The organism is Thalassospira xianhensis MCCC 1A02616 (assembly GCF_003326475.1).
In the GTDB taxonomy this organism is placed as follows: domain Bacteria; phylum Pseudomonadota; class Alphaproteobacteria; order Rhodospirillales; family Thalassospiraceae; genus Thalassospira; species Thalassospira xianhensis.
Genome location: NZ_JPWA01000001.1, coordinates 57,961 through 75,330, shown reverse-complemented (window position 1 = coordinate 75,330; position 17,370 = coordinate 57,961). Strand labels below are relative to the sequence as shown.

Genomic DNA, 17,370 nt, shown 5'->3' with positions numbered 1-17,370 from the left:
AGATTGAAGACCAAAAGGGCTTATCCATGCGCAAATGGTTCAGCAATATGTCGCGCAAATTTGTCGTCGCATTGCTTTTATCGTCCTCGTTCATGATGATGGCGCCCCCGGCTATCTCGCAGGACTTTATTTATCGGCATCGCACGACCGGCACGGATCGGCTTGTTGAACTTTGTGACCTGCCTTGGGGCGGTAAACTGCGCTCAGGAGACCAGGTGTCTGCCTATTTGGCTTCGGAGTTAGACTATGGTGAGGTCTGCTCTTCTCAGGTTCGGACGTGCAAAGGAAAGCAATTGTCAGGATCTTTTGAGTACCCATCGTGCTCTGTTTTGGGGTTGGAGAACTATGACTTAGTTAGAACGAACGACGTCCCCAACGGGACATTCCATACCGTAGGCTGCTCAGTATATGAGAACACGGATAGGAAGGAGACCTACAAGCGGGACGACGGCAGTGAATTCGTTGTGGACGCTGGCGCTGGGAGCCGCGTCTATCGGTATGGTAATGACCAGCATCTTGAAAACAATGTTTGCGTCGCCAATAGCAGGACAGTCCCGATTAGCTATGGCACAAGGTACGACACTTGGAATGGTACGCAGTGGGTTGTCTCGAATGTTACCTGCGCCTCTGGATACGTCCGTTCCGGCAATTCTTGTATCAGGAAAACTGGGACGTGGGTTGCGACCTCTTGGGGTTACACAACTGCCCCACACTGTTATTACGACACAGGTCACAGCACACACTGGTATGGGTCACCGACAAAGGCATGCTATGTTGGCGAGCAGTGCTTTGTGCTCCAGGTCGAACCGAAGTCCGACAGTGATAAGGCGCACTTATTCACTTGCCGGTAGGTAAGAAATGGCGTTGACAGCTATTTTTCAGGGTCTGATGACCGCTTGCGTTTTCTCGGTTTGGCTATTCTCTCTGGATCGCTCAAAAGACCACTTTGCTCAAGGGCTGTCGCCATCATTTTCAGGCTAATGAGGAACGGGTCTCTAAAGTTTTCAGGTAGTTTACTGACAATACCGGCTACGCGTTTTACATACAGACCCTCTCTCACTCTATGCTCAATTTCTCTCTCATCGACGTAAGAAGCCTTCGAGCGACCGAGGTTTTCGGCTATATCAAGGGGAATTTCCTCAAAGAAGAAATTGATATCAACCGAAAAGGCTTGCGCTATCTCATAAAGGCGCGAGGCAGAAATCCGATTGGCGCCAGATTCGTATTTTTGAACCTGCTGAAACGTCAGGCCGATCATTTCGCCCAGCTTTTCTTGCGAGAGCCCGTGTGTATTCCGTAGCGCGCGCAGTCTTATGCCGACAAATTTGTCGAGTACTGAGGTTCTGCGTTTACCGCGGCGGGAACCCTTTCCGCTATTGACGACTTCATTATTGTCCGCAGCATCAACACCGACATCTTTTTGCCCAGTAATCCCATCCGACATCCGACAACACCTTTGCGCAGCATAAAAAGTTGCCCCTTTGCTAAATCATAAGCACGTGGTGGACAACTCATTTTAGAATGAGCAACGTTTTTTTGCGAAACATGTCGAAGTAAAAACTTCGGGGTCAGACACCTAAGCATCGGACCCCGAACCTTGCAACAGGTAGGGCTAAGAACACCTGAATACGCGTGTTCCAACCGAGATGGTGGTATTCTGGAGACGTGTCAGTGTCAACAGAAATAGGCGCAAAACTAGCGCTGAAACGCTTTAATCTCTGCTGGCTTCGGGCCTTCGTGCGCCGTGCCCCCATAGGCCAGTCGGTTGTAAACTTCGAGACACGCGTCGTAACTCGTCAAGCTCGTTTCAATTTCTGACACACTGATTTGCATGAAGTTTCGTTTCTCACCGGCAGACAGTTCTTCGAACAAATAACCGTGAACCGGGAACTCGCTATTGGTGTAATTGATGATTGAAGTCCACCGCTGTTGTCCGTCGAGCAGCAGGCTGTCAAAGTCGTAAGGTTCTTTTGTGTCAATGTTGACCACGAACACACCAATGGGAATTCCCGCGTACAGGCTCTCAATCAGTTTGATTTGCTGCTCTTCAGTCCAAACCTGCGGTCTCTGGAAATCGGGAATGATAAACTTTCCAAGCATGCGCTCGCCAGCCCTAACTTCTCGAGCGGGTTCATGGGCAATAATATAGTTGCCGATGAGCCGGGCATTTTTCTTCCCGCTAAACCATGGGCGAGGCATCTTGTAATCTTTCATTACCGTCTCCTTTGCAATAATGCACTCGACCCTACCCTGCGGTAATGCAAAGTAGCGTATGATATTTCAATTAGGGCTCCAGGAGCTTTGCCTCCAGGTCCGCTCGCTTGCTTTGTGCCGCGACATACTCGATAAGGTCAGTCGACACTGGCTCTAAGAGGTTCCCGATGAGCGCTGTCGACATCAGTGGCCAGATAATGCGATTTTCGTAAGCTGCGGCCTCGTCAGAGTCAGACCCGTGCGCAGCATTGTCCGGCAACTCGGTCCCGAAATCGCCCCTGATTGTCCCTTTGCCGTCCGGGCTTTGAGGGTCGGTCGGCCCAAGTAGCGCCCGAAGAGAGTTTACGGGGTCAACGCCGCACAGTTTGCACGCTACCACTGGGCCATCCGTGACTGATCGCAGTAGTCGTTCGAAATACGGGCGGCCGGTGTGTTCTCGATAGAACAGTGCTGCGGTATCGCGGTTAAAGCAAAAGACCGACTTGAGACCCCCAAGTACGAACTTTTCACTAACGACCCGGCTCACAATGTCGTTTGCCTGCCCGCGGGCCACCGCGGCGCTCTTGACCAGCAAGATGGTGTGTGTGATGCCATGAATGGTAATGTTTGTGCAGTGTTGGCCTGGCCCGAAGGAGTAGCTTTCGGTGATGTCGAAACGGATATTTACCGGCTCTTCCAGGCCCCCGACCGTCACTCCTGCATATCGACAGTGCTCGTCAGAGTCAAAAGTCGCTTCACGCAGCAGAAGCAGAAGTTGTTCGTGCTCATCAACACTCATCCGGAAGAAGGCAGGCGACTTCAATGCCCCAGTGGGAACGACCTCTACTTGGTCAAATGAGGGGCTCTTAATCACGGTGATTTTTGAATGGCCGCGAATGGTGGCCCCAAGAATGATTCTTTCCAGCAGGTTCATGTTCGTTTCCTATTAGTTCCAAAAGCCCTAGTGAGGTATAGGGCAGGCAACGGTTACGCAGATGACGCCCGTATTTTCACGGCTCAATGCGGTTAAGCATCCGAAGGACCTTTCTGTCCCACTTCATTTGCTCTGGTGAAAGAAGGATTCTGCTTCGGTCGAAAGTCACATGATAAAACTGGACCCACAACGAGAAGTGCTTCCCATCATCGCTTTGTCCAATCATCGAAATATCATAGGCGTTGGCATGCGCTGGCATAATCGCCCGGATTTCACGCTTCTCGTAACGCAAGAAAGAGCCAAGCAAGGAATCTGTCTTCGGAAGGTGAATAGCTTTCCCGACCTCCTTACAAGTCAAGACGATAAATTTCCCGATCCCGGTATCGAGGTCGCCCGTGCGCGGCGCTTCAATAACGTGCCATTTATCACGCTTCATAAGCTTGTACGGCGGCTCTCCCAGCTCTTCCGAGAGATGACCCTCAAGCGGTTTGACCAGAAAGCCCTGCAACAGGTCGAGCGGGGGCTTAAACAGTTCGGCATACAGATTGTCTTCAAAGCCGTCCTCAATCAGGGTGCCGGGCCCACTTCCATTCATGGCAATCAACCGCGCACTTTCCCCTTTGCTCTGAAGGCTCATCTTCAGCGACAGGGTAGCTGGCCTGTTACCGCGGGAACGACAACTGTATTGTTCAGCGACAATCGGGTTACAGATTGCCAAATGTCCGAGGCGGAGGTAGTCCCAAACTGGGCTATAAAGCTCCGGTAGCATTTCTGAGAAGTCAAATGACCGGTCAGAGAAGTCAATGCCGAGAGACGCCGCGTGGGAGAGATAGGCTTCCCATCGCGGACCGAATACGGCCAAGACCAAATCCTTGAATGCACCGTCGAAGGTGTCACAAATCTCTGTATCATCTCCAATGTAGTTAAATGGGACCTCCAAATCATGGTTGCCCTGGAGACGAACCAACACCGGCACCAAATCAACGACATAAATCCGGTCATCACCCTGTGATAGGGAAATTAACTCGGAAAAGGCTTCACTTGTGACTTCGGCGTACTTCTCAACCGTAGGCGAAGAGCCTTGTCGGTCCCAGGCTCTGACGAGGTCATCAAGATCCGCAAACTGTCCCACCGCCCCATGGGCTACAACCATCTTGGGATGGCCTGCATGATATCCGATATAGCACATGGAGTGTGTGGCAAAGTATCGGGTATAGGCGAGGCTATCCAAGTCCCCTTCACATCGTGCGTTCACCAAATCAAGCATTGTTCCGACTTTCAGGTCGTCGCCAAAGAGTAATTTCCCCATCGCCAATGCGTTGGCTAGGCCTTTATGGTCATAGCATGCAATAGCCCTGTTTGGCTGAGACATTGGACCTCTCTCCTCGGAACTGAGCTTGAAGTAAAATATTCCTTGAAACTTTGATACGTCTTGAACATATTCCTTGTCAACACATTTGGTCGCTCTGGCCTGCACCCTGAAGCTGATTGTTGGTATTTTATCTTTGCTGCGCTATTTGTAGCTGTGATAGAAATCAACGGGTTCAGTCACTTGAAAGTTCGTAATGTCGCTATTTGGTTCTCTGCATGACGATGTTTTCCTCGTGTTCTCACGCGAGAGGAAGGCTCTCTATGAAGCAGTGCTCACCTCCATCTACAAGAGCTTCTTTGAAGTATCAGCGCAACGGGTGCGGCGCCACGAGATTCTGGATGCCATCTATTTAACGCTTCAAGACAATCCCGAGCTATGGGTGGACGAGAACGACGAAGAGTTCGTAATCCTTGATATGCGACATAGCGCTTTTCGAGGCGCCCGGCGCAGGGGTGGTGACTTGAATGAAGCCACTCAAAAAGCGACGGATCGGAAGACGCAGATTTACCAAAACTTGCTGCGAACTGGCTGGCTAGAAGAGTTCCGGTATGGCATCGACGTTCGAGTTGACATGCCATACGGCTCCCTTCTCCTTTTAGAGCGATTAATTGACATCAAGCGCCATGACCGGGTTCGCATTGGCGGACTTATCCACCGCGTGAAGATGCAGATTGAGGAATGCCTTAAAAACCCACAGCAGGCTGCTCACTCTCTGGGGGACTGCAAAGAGTCTTGCCAGGCGTTCATTAGAGGGATGCGCTCCATACTGGGCAGTCTGTCAATGGTTGAGAAAAATATCGTCAATCAGGCCACGCGCAATGACAAGCTAAAGCTTTTGATGGAGGATTTCATCGGGGAGTTGTTACTCCAAGACTTCCACGAGATGTACGCCTCGAAAACACATCCTTACCGCTATCGTGCAGATATTCTCAACAGCATCGAGACCCTACTGCATGATGAAGGGAACATGCTAACGCTAGCCCATGTCTATGTCGGTCTCGGTTACGGACGAAATGTCGAAGAAGCCCGTTCGCGTGTTGTTGTAGATCTTCACCATGTACGGTCCACATTTTCGGCAATCGAACGCCACCTCCAAGATATTAACGCTGCCCGTCTACGTATCGAACATAAACTGGGTAACCTTGTCAGGTATTCCCACCTCAGAAATACGGACTTTATCAAGCGCGCCTTGCCATTGGTTGAAACTCTCTCTCGCCATATGGCGACCGACAAGGGAATGCTTGCACCGGTGAGGATTGCGACCCCGAACAGGGTTGTAGGTGAAGGGCAGCTGCGCGCCCCGGCCAAACCTCGGAAAAGGTCTGGCCCCTCCTACGCGAATGCAGAGGAAATCTCACCCATTGAGCAATACAAGATCGAGCTCAAGGAGGCGCATGCGCAAAGAATCCGGCTGCCAGTCGAGCAGATCGTATCCTACGTTTTCAAGCAACTTCCTGACAGTGGGACTTTGGAAGCAAAGGATCTGCGTATCGAGAGCGTAGACGATTACCTCGTATTCATTGAAATATTGAATGTGATGTATGCTCCTACGGACCAAAATCAGACAACGGCTGCCGTCCGTCGCCGACTGCTTCTGAAAGAATTCAGTGTTTCAACTGACAGTTTATCGAGTTTTGTCGTCGATAACGACTGGGTACGTTGTGACAACTTCCGAATTACAATCGCAAGGCCAAAGCCCCATCCGACGGCCGACCTCGCGACGCCGACTATAAAGGTATCAAGCTGATATGCTTATTGAGTTCAGTGAAATTGAATCCCGCGATGCCAAACGTGCGGCAGACTTACGTTTTGGTATCGGTCATCTGCTGATGCATCAGGTGATTTGGTCTGGCGACCATAGTAGCACCCGAGCGTATTCCGCGCTGTCCTTTCCCCAACACCGCAACTTCCTCACCAACTATTTTGATGTCGCTGGCTTTCGGTTCATCCATCAGGCTGAAGAGCAATGGGTCGGGCTGATTCCTGACGCGGACGCCGAAGGTTCATGGGGACGGTTGCCTTTGGACCTCACGGTGACTTTGTTGGTTCTTGGGGTAATGTGGAACGAGGGGTTTGAAAACGGCGAAGCCGGTGCTCGTTCCGTGGTTCGGGTAACTTTCAACCAATTTTATGACCGATATTGCCAAATCGTAGAACGAAACGGACGTCCCACTATTGAGTGGCGCGATGCGGTCACTCTAATCAGAGAAATCAAACGACGTCGTCTCATCGATATTGGTGAGGAAGATCACGAGATGAGTGATTTCGATATCGATATCAGGCCTATTATCCTTCAGCTGGTCAGCGAAGGTGCCTTGAGCCGATTGGAACAGTTCGCCCAAGATATCGAATTGGACATCAATCAGTCTGACTCTGGAACCGATGAGACTTCGGACGAAGAAGACGACAACCCTGAGGCTTCCGACGAAAAAGTTGAGGATACTTCTGGCGTTCAGGTCAGCAAAGGAGACGACGTATGATCCGGATTAAGAAGCTAATCCTTGTCAACTGGCATAGCTTTGGTTTGAAGACGATTCCGCTCGAGGGTAATGTTGCGATTCTTGGTGAGAACCAGGCTGGAAAGTCGACCATTATGGATGGCTTGCAGGTTCTCCTCTCCGGTGGGAATTCCAAATATTATAGGCTCAATAAGGCCTCCGACGCTACCAGGTCTACCTCGGACAGAACGGTCGCCGATTACTGTTTGGGTCGAACATCTCCGAACAAAGTTATGCGTGAGTCAGCTCGAACGTACCTGGTCGCTGTCTTTGAGGATGATTTGGGCCGTCGCCCACCTGTATCGATCGGACTGTTCTACGATGTGAGCAAAGGGCACGAACGTACTATTTCTCCGGATGCGCGATTTGTATGCCCCGGGTTGGCACTGGACGAGCGCATGTTCGTCGAAACTTCTGACACTTCACAGAAGATGGTTAAGGACTGGGATGACGTCCGGACACAAATCAACGCTATGTGTGCCGAAAAGGGAACCTCTCTGGGTTCTTATCGCGAGAAGGCGGATGACTTTATTGCCAATTACATGCATCTGGTTGGCACGCCAGGCGACAACATCGAGCCAGCGAGAATGTTGCGTGCGCTCATTCGTGGTATTGCATTCTCCAACATGAACTCAGCAGATGATTTTGTGCGAAACTTCCTGTTGTCCGAGAATCATGTGAGCATTAGCGGTGTCAGGTCATCCATCCAGACATATCGAAAAATGGCAGATACTGCAAAAATGCTTGAAGACCGTTTGATTGCACTGGATGCGATGGAACCCGATTTAAAAGAGTTCGTTGAACATGAGCAGGATATTGAATGCCTGAGATATCTCTCTAAGCGTTTCGAGATGATGGATGTGATCGTTCCGCTTCGCAAGCACAGGCTCGCTTCAATCAAGGCGGCTACGGAACTCGAACGGATTGAAGATGAAATCGCCCAAATCCAGGGTGAGATTTCAATTATCGAAGATAACCTCAAAGACGTTAATGACCAGATTGAGCCCCATAATGAACGTTTGCGTGCGCAAAATCTACGCGATCAGCGCGAACATCTTGTGCAGCAGAAAGCTCAACTGGTCACGGAAGTTTCCAACTTTGCTGATTATGTCGAGGCAGCGGCTCGCCTCCTGGAGAATGAGAACGCGAAGGATCTGGAGAGCTTCCCGGTTGTTCGTGATACGCTTACATCTCTCAATGAGACCTTGGGTGGCGCCATTCGATATAACTGGCCCGAAGACCCTGTTGCTGTCGATGCTCTCATCAAGAACCTCAAAGAGAACGCGGCTCCAGTTCTGAATTACCTCGAAGTCTGTCGAGACGAGCACAACAAGGACAAAGGGAACGCAAAGGATGAGCTCAAGGAATTGGAAGAACGCATCCGGAATGCTGAAAATAATGTTGTCTCTCTCCCCGCAGAAGTAGCCGACTTGCGCAATCTACTGCAATCCGAAGGGTTGAACCCTCAGATCCTGTTTGAGCTCGTCGACCTGAAAGAGGATAAGACCGAATGGCGAAACAGTGTCGAAGGGATGCTCGGACCTGATCGGTACGCCTTCTTCGTCGAACCCCATCATGTCGAACGGGCAATCAAGCGTATGCGTGCGGAACGCAAGCGCTTTCCTCGAACACGCATTGCGCGCACTGACAAGCTTCAAGAAAAAACATCAGACATCGAACCCGGGACGCTTGCATCGGTGTTGCGATGTGAAAACGATATTGTTGCGGCTTTTGTAAATATGCGCCTCGGGAAAATCCGCCTGGCCGAAGATCAGGAGGCCTTAAAGCAACCTGGTCGAGCCATTATGACGGATGGAACCTACGATGATGGCATCGTAATTCAGAACAAATATACTGATGAAGTTGTGTTAGGACGAGGTGCCGCCGCCCTGTCGCTGGTGAAGCTTAAGCAGATGGAGGGGCCTCTCCGCGATCGGGTGAAACATGAGAGCGTTCAGCAGCTCCGCTATGATGGCCTCATCAAGCGCCTGAGAAAGGTAAGTCTTGATGTCGACGTAGCATTCTCTTTGACTGATAAGGTGAACAAATTATCAGATTTTAGTGCTCGTATCTCAGCGATCGACGAACAGCTTGAACGTTCGGCAAATGAAGTTGCTCCTGAACTGAGAGAGAAAAAGCGCCTGCTCGAACTTCAGCTCACTGAATTCAAAGAAGATTATACCTCAACCCTTTTAAAGAAGGGAGGTGTGACTAAAGTCTTCGAGGCCGCCACTGAAGCGTTAAAGGGACCGGATGGCCTGCCCGTTTGGACTAAGGAAAAGGGCCTGCGTGGGTGGCACAAGGAAGTGTGGGCAGGGTATCGTGAAACTGTCTCCACCGCCGTCACGGCGAAGACCAAGGTGCAGGGACGGCACACAGTGCGCCATCGCAGTAAAAGTGATGGCCGCCATCATGCACTGGAGCGCCTCGAAGATATAGAAGACGTTGTTGCAAAGTCCTTGCGTAAAACACGCGACCAATATGACAAAGGGCTGTTACTCCAAGGGGAAATCAAGGATAAAGTATTCGGGGCCGTACGGCGCTATGTCAGTCGTTTCCAGCTTACGAAGCCCTTTGATGATCAGGCATCTATCAGTCGTGTCGTCGTCAACTGGCATGCAGAAGAAGTCCGGCGCATCCGGGACGATGAACTGATTAACTACAAAGAGCAGGCTGAAGAGGCTGCTGACGAAGCTCAGCGATTGTTCCTCAATCACACATTTGAGGAATTACGAGGCCGGTTCTCCTTGATGGATCTGGAGATTGAAAGCGTAAACAAGGGGTTGGACAAGCACACTCTCACTCGTGAGAAATACAGTGTGGTCAAAGATACCCGCGCTGACTTCGAGCCTGTCGTGTCGCTTCTCAGAGCTGGCAGCGTCAGTGCGCTTGAACTGGACGAGACGTCGCTTTTCTATGGAGAAATCTCAGCTTCAAATCCCCACAAAGAAGGCATCGAGCGTCTGCGTGCCCTGCTTCTCGATGAGGACCTGGATGTCGAGGCGTTTGAAGATTATCGAAACTACTTTGTCTTCGATCTTGAAATGAAGAACGTTGAGACGGGAGAGCGTGTTCGGCAGTCGGTCCGCCTGGCAAACGGCTCGGGTGGTGAGTTGCAGGCACCATTCTATGTGACTATCGGCATAGGCTTGGCGTCCATCTTTCACGGCGTGCGCCGAGCATCTCTGGACGACCCCCACCGCGGTTTCGGCATCGCCTTGTTTGACGAAGCGTTCTCGAACCTGGATGCCAACAATGCTGTTGAGGTCTGTGACTTCCTGAGTGGCATCGGCTTGCAGGTAATTGCGGCCGCCCCGGGGGACCGGCGCAATACGATGAGTGAGGTCATGAACTCCATCGTGACAGTTACGAAGGTCCAGAACACTTCGCACGTAACGCAGGCGGTCATTAAGCCCCTGGCTCGCAAGGCGCTTCGGGATATCAATCCGCGATATCTGTCTCCTGAGCAGTTGGAAGCCAATTTTGAGAACGACCAACGGGCAAAAGAAACTGATGTCTTGGTGGATTAAAGGTGAACGATGACCAAGTCACGTAAGACAGCACTGGTGTTTGTCGATCCATGGGACGCGCTCAACAGTATCCTTGACCGGTATGAGGCCAAGAGGACGATGACACCAGAAGAACAAGCCTCGGGAGTTCCGAGGCTCATATCTCGAACGGACATCGACGGTCTAAAGGACCTGCCATTTGACAAGACGAAGGAGTTCGAGCGGGTGATGCATGACGCCGAGAAGGCGGAAGCTGTCTCCCTTAGATTTACGTCAAAGTTCAAGACGCTGGTTAACGCCGCCCATTTGGCAAACGTCGAAAAGCTATACGCCTTCCTGTCTAGAACGCCTGCTCATGAGGTCGCGGCAAGCGGCCTGGCACTGCTCGACACAAACGCTAACATCGCCTCAGGGACCGTTTATCGGGCTGCGCGGGGTGAGCTGCTGTCGACCTGGGGGCGCAATAAGAAATGGAGGGGGACATATACGTCTGCGGAGGCCGAGGAACTGGTCCCTGCTTTTTTGCTGGCGCAGGCAATTGTTGACGGAAAGCATTCAAATGCAAGTGATATGCGCTCGTTCTCTAGCAATGTCGCCCAAGATTCCAAAGCTCTCGAAAACTGGAAGGACCTGGTCTACTCACTGGTATCAAAATATGCGCCCGATATCCTTCCTATTGAGATCGGGTCGGCTGATGAAGCATTCTCCTATCTCGGCATAGAGAAGGTTGCCCAGCCCTTGATGCTGTCGGGGCCATTGTCAATCCTCGAACAGACCTCCCTGCCCTATTTGGGCTTCCCGCCTGACAAGCCTGAGCTGATCCGATTTTCAACGGACCCCACCGCCATCCTTACAATCGAAAACTACACTTCCTTTGTTCGCTATGTCGAAACTTGCAATCCGTCGCGCGACACGCTGGTGCTATATACCGGTGGTTTTCCGTCAAGGCGTTGCCTTGCGTTCTATAAGGCAGCCCTGGAACGTTTCCCCTCGGCCGGATTGTACCATTGGGGTGACATTGATGCTGGTGGCTTGCGCATCCTGTCCCATCTGCGGCGTAATGCATCGCGTAAAGTCAATGCTCACCAAATGACGGCAGACTTGCTGCGCGCCCATGGCGCCCTCAAGAACGGTTTCAAAAGTGGTTTGGAGCCCACTGGTGCCGCCGCTCTAAACGAGATGACGGAGGAAGAACAGGTGATTGAACTGGTTCGGCAGGGATACTGGCTGGAGCAGGAAGTTCTGCCACCTAAACCAGTTCCTGCACAAATTGACCCTATGGGCCAGGCGACCGATTGAAATTATCAGCCCTGTTCTCTCGAAGCAATTCGATCTTCATCTTCGCTTGTGCAAGGTCCTCCAGAGCACTACGAAGAGAACTTTCAGCAAGCTTGATATCAAGGACCGGCTCACCTTCGCAATCCGCTAATGCTGCCGCAATGCGGTTGATAGCATCCGAAGAATTTCGAATAGCCCGTTGCAGTGCCATTTTTAAGCTTGTGACGCTTGTTTCATTCTCAAGTGTGGACATGTTATTTTCCTTCTTCTGTGTTCCTATAAAGAAAGCAACGCACAGTCCTTTGCAAGCCGCAAGCGTTAGGCAAGCAATATAAGAAGGCAGCACAAACTGTTTTTTCATATGAGGCGTCATCTGGCAGGGGCAGCAACACAACGGCCGTGCCAGATGACGAGAACTCAACACCCCGGCCCTGCCTTTTCCAAATCATCCAGCCTCTCGCTGACGGATTGCCAACTTTCGGTGTCTGGCATACCGTTACCCACCGCTATCATCGCAGTAACATTCGGGTTTGTTTGATATCCACAATGTGCCGTGTCCGGGCGTTCCAAGCCGATCTTTGTGAATGAGAGATACGTCTTGTCGTTGGAAACGATTACGTTGATGATTTTGCCCTTACCACCGCTTTGCGCCTCGAAATACTCCACTGGCATACGATAACTCAAGATGTCATTCGGGTCGGTGAAGGAGACCACCTGTAATGGGTTGGCCTCCAGGGACTCAGAACTGCGCAGTTTTTCGAACAGCTTGGCAATGGTCGGTATTTCAGCTTCTCCGTCAGTGAAGCTTTCCCCTGGGAGTGGTACTGTCGCCAAATCAAGAATTGGAATCTGATTGGCTTCCATGAATACTTGGTTGATTGTGGCAAGCCGAGCATCGAACAGAGTTTCCTGACCGGTCACGGGTTTTAAGCGCCAGAGTGCTTCTGTGAGAATTTTACTTCCGAGGCTCTCGGAAATAAGGATGCGATTTGTCACCGGCTCTGCTTCGGTAAACGCGCATTCACCGGCTCCATTCATTTGACCATCAAGGAAGCTGCAAATGTTACCCATCATATGGGTATAGAGGGGAGCACCAGCGGTGCCTGAGGCTATCACCGCGTCGGCCAGGCAATTGTTCATCAAGGTGACTTTAACGGCCTCATTTACCGGTGCGCGCTGATAGGCAAACTTGGCTTCGGGCTCATCTTCCGATACCGGACGGTCAAAATCGAGCCTTGCTTTCAAGGCTTGCGTCTGAGGTGTCCAGACATAATAGGTGGCAGTCAAAGTCCCCTTGTCTGACTTCAGGGGGATGGTCATCCAGTAAGGCATCCCGCTCTCTGTTGCGTCACCGGCAACCATATCAAGCGTCTTGCGATAGCCATCAATCTCGCTTTGCGGGACTGCTGCCTGTAAGGCCGCTCGCAATTGACTGTTGGTATCGGTTATCCACCCAGGCCCATGGTCGCACATCCCGTGCGTAATAAAGGCTTTGGTTCGCGTGTTTGGCGAAAGAGTATTGGCAATGCCGTTGAACTGGACAGAAGCATCCTCTGCTTCAACAGGGTCTCCCCCTGCATCAAACGCCGGGTTGCTGTATGGCGTACTGCACGCGGCCAGCAGGACAAATGTCAAGACACATGTCGCCCTGGTAGTTAGGCTATTAAGCTTGTTCATGTTCGACCCCTTCAAACCTCAACAACCGCAGTTCTATCTGCTCGCCCCTTGAGAGACATCAACTCATGGTTGATTACGAGCATGATTGAACACAAAGGAGGATTAATCAACTTCCTTTGTGTTCAGTCGCTAACGAAAATCGGGGGTATTCTGGATGGGGCCCTTAGGCGTTACGCTTCGCTCGGGGTTGCTGTCGCTTCAGATGCGAGCCTTGCTTCATGCTGGGCCCAGTTGGTAACAGCATCCTCGCAGGCCGCCGGATTTCGGTTCCCCGAAATGAATGCCTTGAGATCTTCCATGCACTGTTTATCGAGTGCGTCATATTTGTCCATCAAGGGGAGCGCGGTTTTGAAATCCAAGCCCTTGCGTGTCAGCAAGATTGACTTCACCGACGCGACAAGGGTGCCAAAAAGCACCAGGCAATAAGCGGTCCACAATGAATCTGGTTTGTCCCCTGTAATGGACTGCATATACCCAATCATCAACAGCTGCACAGCGATGCCAACAATCATAACGCCAGATAACATGCGTTGAAGTGATACGTTCTGGCTCCAATAGTTCCGCACATCGTTACGCACGGCACCTTCAATGCTCAATATGTCAGCCGTTCTTGTCATGTCCTGATATCCCTAGATGCCCGAAGATTCCCTCGGCATAAATTACTTGTCAACATTTCGAATGTATTGCGTGAGTGAGGGCATGTCAAGGCGACATTCCGGTCAAAGCCGACTAAGGGCCGGAGTCTTCAAGGGTCTCAGTATTTGGAAATCAATTTCCCCTTTTGTTTTCCATGTAAAGGTGCAAGATTTAGTTCGAAGAGAAGCTATCGGATCTCCTTTATGGGCGGCGTTCCGGTCACCGTATTCCAAAGGAGACGTGAATTCCTGGAGTGATGTAATGGAAGATAGAGAGATAGCGTTAAAGCTCGTCCTGGATGCCATGGATGAGGACTCATCGATTGTGACTGTCAATCAACTTCTACGCATTCAAAAAGCAATCTACATGGCTCAAGTATTTGGCGTGCCGCTCGGCTATGGGTTCAGGTGGCATACCAAAGAACCGTACTCCCCAAGTCTTACCCAAGACTGTTACGATCTCAATGCAGCCCTTGGGGCAGGATATGATGAGGTTTGCAAGTATCATCTCAATGCAAGTTTGGACGGATGCTTATCAAGGATACGCGAGTGTTTACAGGTCCCTTACAATGTCAAAAGGGATGATTGGTACGATACCATCTGTTCTCTACACTACCTCATTGAGGCAAGCGGTAAGAGCTCAGATGAAGCTGTGACCTTTATTCGAGAAGTGAGGCCTCATCTGAGTGACATGATTGATGCCGCGCATGCCCGCTTGAGCCAATTCAACTTACTGCATTGATTTTTCATTTGCAGCTCACCGACTAATGGAACTCAACATGTTCGGCGCTACACCTCCATTCTGTTGTCAACATTTCGGAATGGTGGTCACTACCACCGGTTTATCAGGCTAGTATCATGGCTAAACACGCCGCAAAAGTTTAAACGGTTTAAACTTTCCGGCATCAAGAACGCATGAGATCCAATTTTTTCTTTAACTATGCATACAAAAGTGTAAGAAGTTTTCCTATAAATCTTTACATATTCCTTTGGTAGCCTCTCAGTCGTCTATCAAGGCAAATTTCAAAAGCCAGAAGGGTTGTTTGCGATGGCTATGAAGCGTTGGATGTGCTCACCAAAATCAAAGATGAACTGGGATGAACTGGCAGCCTCCGCCCCGTATCGGGCCAGTATCGGCATGAGTGTCGCCGTCCCCATGCATGACGTGCATTTGAGCGCAGCGTGCAAGGTGTCACGTCGTGGGCACCGGTTGCTTATGGCCTTCGAGTTTCCAGAAACTCGCGACTATTTTCTCGAAATTTATCGTGGGCAGGATGCGCACGCAGAGCCGGACGGAACGGATAAGGCTAGCGCCAAGAGAAACATCAAAGGTCACGTGCCGCCGGTTACTCTGGGTGCCCGCATCGCGGCCGTGAACTCTTGCATCAAAGCCGAAAAGGAAGCGCTGCGTGAGGTTGAGGGTTTGTTTAACAGGGAAATTGAGTCCCTGTTGGTCAATGGTCAAGCCCATGAAGCGCTAGGTCTCATTCAATCAATGCACCACCGCTGTGTTTTGCGGCTAATTGCTATTCAAAGGGTGCTTGAAAGTGGACTTTGGGACAATAAAGCGCATCCACTCTCCGAGTTCGACCCGACTCCCTTCACCCAGGAGAGAGCGAAACGCATGCTGTCATGGTTGCGAGCGTATAACAAACTCCGTGTTGCCTCCCAGGATTTGGACGGGCTGGCCACCCCTATGGCCCAAGAGATTCTCGCTCTTGAGGGACCGGAGGCCCTAATGGCTTTCAGGGATACCCTTCCTCAGGGTATCACCAAGGCTCTCATTGGGGATATGGCCCGCGTGGCATTAAAAAAGAGCCTTCGTCCGTCTGAGGACTCAGCACGTGAGGATGAAGCGACCTCCTCGGGGCCTGGCTACCGTTAAAGCGCAAAAGAAACAGAGTAGTCTTGGGAGGCGACATGACATCCATTCAGTACAACTTAGACCTTGAAGTGACAGAGGTAGAAGCTGCAAAGACAGTGGACTTTGGCTCCTATGATCACATCATCGTCGCTTTTTCTGGTGGCAAGGACTCCCTCGCCTGCCTGTTGCACTTGTTTGACCTCGGCGTTAACAGGGAAAAGATTGAACTGTGGCATCACGACATTGATGGCCGTGAAGGTTCCACGCTTATGGATTGGCCGGTTACTCGTGACTATTGCCGCAAGGTGGCCCAGGCTTTCAATCTGCCGATTTACTTCAGCTGGAAGCAGGGCGGCTTTGAGCGGGAGATGACCCGGGATGGAACCGCAACAGCCCCTACCATGTTTGAAACACCTGACGGATTGCAAAGCCGCGGCGGACAGGGGAAACCCGGAACCCGGTTGAAGTTTCCACAGGTAGCTGCCGACCTCAAGGTTCGGTGGTGCTCCGCCTATCTCAAAATTGATGTTGGGTCGGTCGCCCTTCGAAATCAGGACCGGTTCAATGGCAAGAGAACCCTTTTTGTCACAGGTGAGAGAGCTCAAGAATCAACGTCGCGCGCCCGATACAAAGTTTTTGAACCACACCGGACGCATGGAAATAAACGCCATGTCGATCACTATCGCCCGGTTCACGGATGGTCAGAAGAACAGGTGTGGGAAATCATCCGGGACTATCGGGTTGCGGCCCACCCCGCCTATGCGTTGGGTTGGGGGCGGCTGAGCTGCGCTTGCTGCATTTTTGGCGATGACAACCAGTGGGCAAGCCACCGCGTAGTTCTTCCGGATGCCCATGCTGACGTCGTCAAGTATGAGAACAGTTTTGGAACGACAATCCACCGTCAGAAAACCATCACGGAGCGAGCGGATAGCGGCACTCCTTATGAAATGGACCCTGCGCTGATCGAACTCGCCCGGTCGGAAATCTATGACCTTCCGATCATCGTGGATACGTGGGCCCTGCCATCTGGTGCCTACGGCCCGGCGTCTGGACCAACGTAAATCATCTGAGCTCAATTTCTTTACCGCTTAACAAACAACGAGGACGACACAAATGACAGATCACCTTAAGGGCCACAAATCGCTTGCCGAAATGGTCAGCGCACACATCAACGTCTATCGCGACCTTCTTCAAGACGCCCTGAAGAAGGCACCTGCTCCAACCCATGATATGGACGATGCAGCCTACCTTCGTCATGAACTGGAGGCTCTGGCTGACATTGAAGCCGCATGCGCGGTTGAGATGGTCCAGGAGGTTAGTGCACCGGCGCATGGAATGCGGTAAGCGCATTTGTCTTGCCACTATTCCAAGGTTAATCAAGGATTGAACGGAACAGTTGGCGTCCATTTC

Annotated in this window: 15 protein-coding genes; 8 read left to right on the top strand and 7 right to left on the bottom strand. The window is 51.2% G+C overall.

Features of this window, described 5'->3' with window-relative positions:
- Window positions 1-871: 871 nt before the first annotated feature.
- From TH5_RS00405 to TH5_RS00390, 4 genes are all read right to left on the bottom strand, one after another.
- A complete protein-coding gene (locus TH5_RS00405) occupies window positions 872-1,444 on the bottom strand; it encodes a helix-turn-helix domain-containing protein (RefSeq protein WP_114120033.1) in 573 nt (190 codons plus the stop codon).
- A 251-nt stretch (window positions 1,445-1,695) separates the two neighbouring features.
- Window positions 1,696-2,214: a DUF262 domain-containing protein gene (locus TH5_RS00400; protein ID WP_097052191.1), complete on the bottom strand. Its 519-nt coding sequence runs from the start codon at window positions 2,212-2,214 to the stop codon at window positions 1,696-1,698.
- Window positions 2,215-2,284: 70 nt separating this feature from the next.
- Window positions 2,285-3,127 carry a nucleoside-diphosphate kinase gene (locus TH5_RS00395; protein WP_114120032.1) on the bottom strand — a complete coding sequence of 281 codons (843 nt, stop codon included), beginning with the start codon at window positions 3,125-3,127 and terminating at the stop codon, window positions 2,285-2,287.
- 76 nt (window positions 3,128-3,203) lie between these two features.
- Window positions 3,204-4,499: a hypothetical protein gene (locus TH5_RS00390; RefSeq protein WP_147249990.1), complete on the bottom strand. Its 1,296-nt coding sequence runs from the start codon at window positions 4,497-4,499 to the stop codon at window positions 3,204-3,206.
- 193 nt (window positions 4,500-4,692) lie between these two features.
- Here TH5_RS00390 and TH5_RS00385 point away from each other — a divergent pair, with 193 nt between their 5' ends.
- From TH5_RS00385 to TH5_RS00370, 4 genes are read left to right on the top strand one after another with little or no spacing between them, the layout of a single operon-like run.
- Window positions 4,693-6,246 carry a Wadjet anti-phage system protein JetA family protein gene (locus TH5_RS00385; RefSeq protein ID WP_114120030.1) on the top strand — a complete coding sequence of 518 codons (1,554 nt, stop codon included), beginning with the start codon at window positions 4,693-4,695 and terminating at the stop codon, window positions 6,244-6,246.
- Between the two features lies 1 nt (window position 6,247).
- On the top strand, window positions 6,248-6,979 hold the full coding sequence (locus TH5_RS00380) for a DUF4194 domain-containing protein (protein WP_114120029.1): 732 nt from the start codon (window positions 6,248-6,250) through the stop codon (window positions 6,977-6,979).
- Window positions 6,976-10,527, top strand: a complete 3,552-nt coding sequence (locus TH5_RS00375; protein ID WP_114120028.1) for an SbcC/MukB-like Walker B domain-containing protein — start codon at window positions 6,976-6,978, stop codon at window positions 10,525-10,527. The genes TH5_RS00380 and TH5_RS00375 overlap by 4 nt, the downstream gene beginning before the upstream one ends.
- Window positions 10,528-10,536: 9 nt before the next feature.
- Entirely contained in the window at window positions 10,537-11,805 is a 1,269-nt protein-coding gene (locus TH5_RS00370) for a Wadjet anti-phage system protein JetD domain-containing protein (RefSeq protein ID WP_114120027.1), read from the top strand.
- Here TH5_RS00370 and TH5_RS00365 read toward each other — a convergent pair.
- From TH5_RS00365 to TH5_RS00355, 3 genes are all read right to left on the bottom strand, one after another.
- Entirely contained in the window at window positions 11,783-12,145 is a 363-nt protein-coding gene (locus tag TH5_RS00365; RefSeq protein ID WP_147249989.1) for a hypothetical protein, read from the bottom strand. The two genes, TH5_RS00370 and TH5_RS00365, sit on opposite strands and share 23 nt — an antisense overlap.
- Before the next feature lie 56 nt (window positions 12,146-12,201).
- Window positions 12,202-13,461, bottom strand: a complete 1,260-nt coding sequence (locus tag TH5_RS00360) for a hypothetical protein (protein WP_114120025.1) — start codon at window positions 13,459-13,461, stop codon at window positions 12,202-12,204.
- Between the two features lie 170 nt (window positions 13,462-13,631).
- Entirely contained in the window at window positions 13,632-14,078 is a 447-nt protein-coding gene (locus TH5_RS00355) for a hypothetical protein (RefSeq protein ID WP_142994505.1), read from the bottom strand.
- Window positions 14,079-14,358: 280 nt separating this feature from the next.
- Between TH5_RS00355 and TH5_RS00350 the strand changes: the two genes are divergently transcribed.
- The 4 genes from TH5_RS00350 (at window position 14,359) to TH5_RS00335 (ending at window position 17,304) form a co-directional block, all read left to right on the top strand.
- On the top strand, window positions 14,359-14,838 hold the full coding sequence (locus tag TH5_RS00350; RefSeq protein WP_114120024.1) for a hypothetical protein: 480 nt from the start codon (window positions 14,359-14,361) through the stop codon (window positions 14,836-14,838).
- Window positions 14,839-15,144: 306 nt separating this feature from the next.
- A complete protein-coding gene (locus TH5_RS00345; protein ID WP_114120023.1) occupies window positions 15,145-15,981 on the top strand; it encodes a hypothetical protein in 837 nt (278 codons plus the stop codon).
- A gap of 35 nt (window positions 15,982-16,016) precedes the next feature.
- A complete protein-coding gene (locus tag TH5_RS00340) occupies window positions 16,017-17,021 on the top strand; it encodes a phosphoadenosine phosphosulfate reductase domain-containing protein (protein ID WP_114120022.1) in 1,005 nt (334 codons plus the stop codon).
- A gap of 52 nt (window positions 17,022-17,073) precedes the next feature.
- Entirely contained in the window at window positions 17,074-17,304 is a 231-nt protein-coding gene (locus tag TH5_RS00335; RefSeq protein ID WP_114120021.1) for a hypothetical protein, read from the top strand.
- Window positions 17,305-17,370: the final 66 nt, after the last annotated feature.

What these genes read in the sequence shown, in the direction of transcription:
- TH5_RS00405 (WP_114120033.1), bottom strand. Translation starts at nt 1,444, where the DNA reads ATGTCGGATGGGATTACTGGGCAAAAAGATGTCGGTGTTGATGCTGCG.
- TH5_RS00400 (WP_097052191.1), bottom strand. Translation starts at nt 2,214, where the DNA reads ATGAAAGATTACAAGATGCCTCGCCCATGGTTTAGCGGGAAGAAAAAT.
- TH5_RS00395 (WP_114120032.1), bottom strand. Translation starts at nt 3,127, where the DNA reads ATGAACCTGCTGGAAAGAATCATTCTTGGGGCCACCATTCGCGGCCAT.
- TH5_RS00390 (WP_147249990.1), bottom strand. Translation starts at nt 4,499, where the DNA reads ATGTCTCAGCCAAACAGGGCTATTGCATGCTATGACCATAAAGGCCTA.
- TH5_RS00385 (WP_114120030.1), top strand. Translation starts at nt 4,693, where the DNA reads ATGTCGCTATTTGGTTCTCTGCATGACGATGTTTTCCTCGTGTTCTCA.
- TH5_RS00380 (WP_114120029.1), top strand. Translation starts at nt 6,248, where the DNA reads ATGCTTATTGAGTTCAGTGAAATTGAATCCCGCGATGCCAAACGTGCG.
- TH5_RS00375 (WP_114120028.1), top strand. Translation starts at nt 6,976, where the DNA reads ATGATCCGGATTAAGAAGCTAATCCTTGTCAACTGGCATAGCTTTGGT.
- TH5_RS00370 (WP_114120027.1), top strand. Translation starts at nt 10,537, where the DNA reads ATGACCAAGTCACGTAAGACAGCACTGGTGTTTGTCGATCCATGGGAC.
- TH5_RS00365 (WP_147249989.1), bottom strand. Translation starts at nt 12,145, where the DNA reads ATGAAAAAACAGTTTGTGCTGCCTTCTTATATTGCTTGCCTAACGCTT.
- TH5_RS00360 (WP_114120025.1), bottom strand. Translation starts at nt 13,461, where the DNA reads ATGAACAAGCTTAATAGCCTAACTACCAGGGCGACATGTGTCTTGACA.
- TH5_RS00355 (WP_142994505.1), bottom strand. Translation starts at nt 14,078, where the DNA reads ATGACAAGAACGGCTGACATATTGAGCATTGAAGGTGCCGTGCGTAAC.
- TH5_RS00350 (WP_114120024.1), top strand. Translation starts at nt 14,359, where the DNA reads ATGGAAGATAGAGAGATAGCGTTAAAGCTCGTCCTGGATGCCATGGAT.
- TH5_RS00345 (WP_114120023.1), top strand. Translation starts at nt 15,145, where the DNA reads ATGGCTATGAAGCGTTGGATGTGCTCACCAAAATCAAAGATGAACTGG.
- TH5_RS00340 (WP_114120022.1), top strand. Translation starts at nt 16,017, where the DNA reads ATGACATCCATTCAGTACAACTTAGACCTTGAAGTGACAGAGGTAGAA.
- TH5_RS00335 (WP_114120021.1), top strand. Translation starts at nt 17,074, where the DNA reads ATGACAGATCACCTTAAGGGCCACAAATCGCTTGCCGAAATGGTCAGC.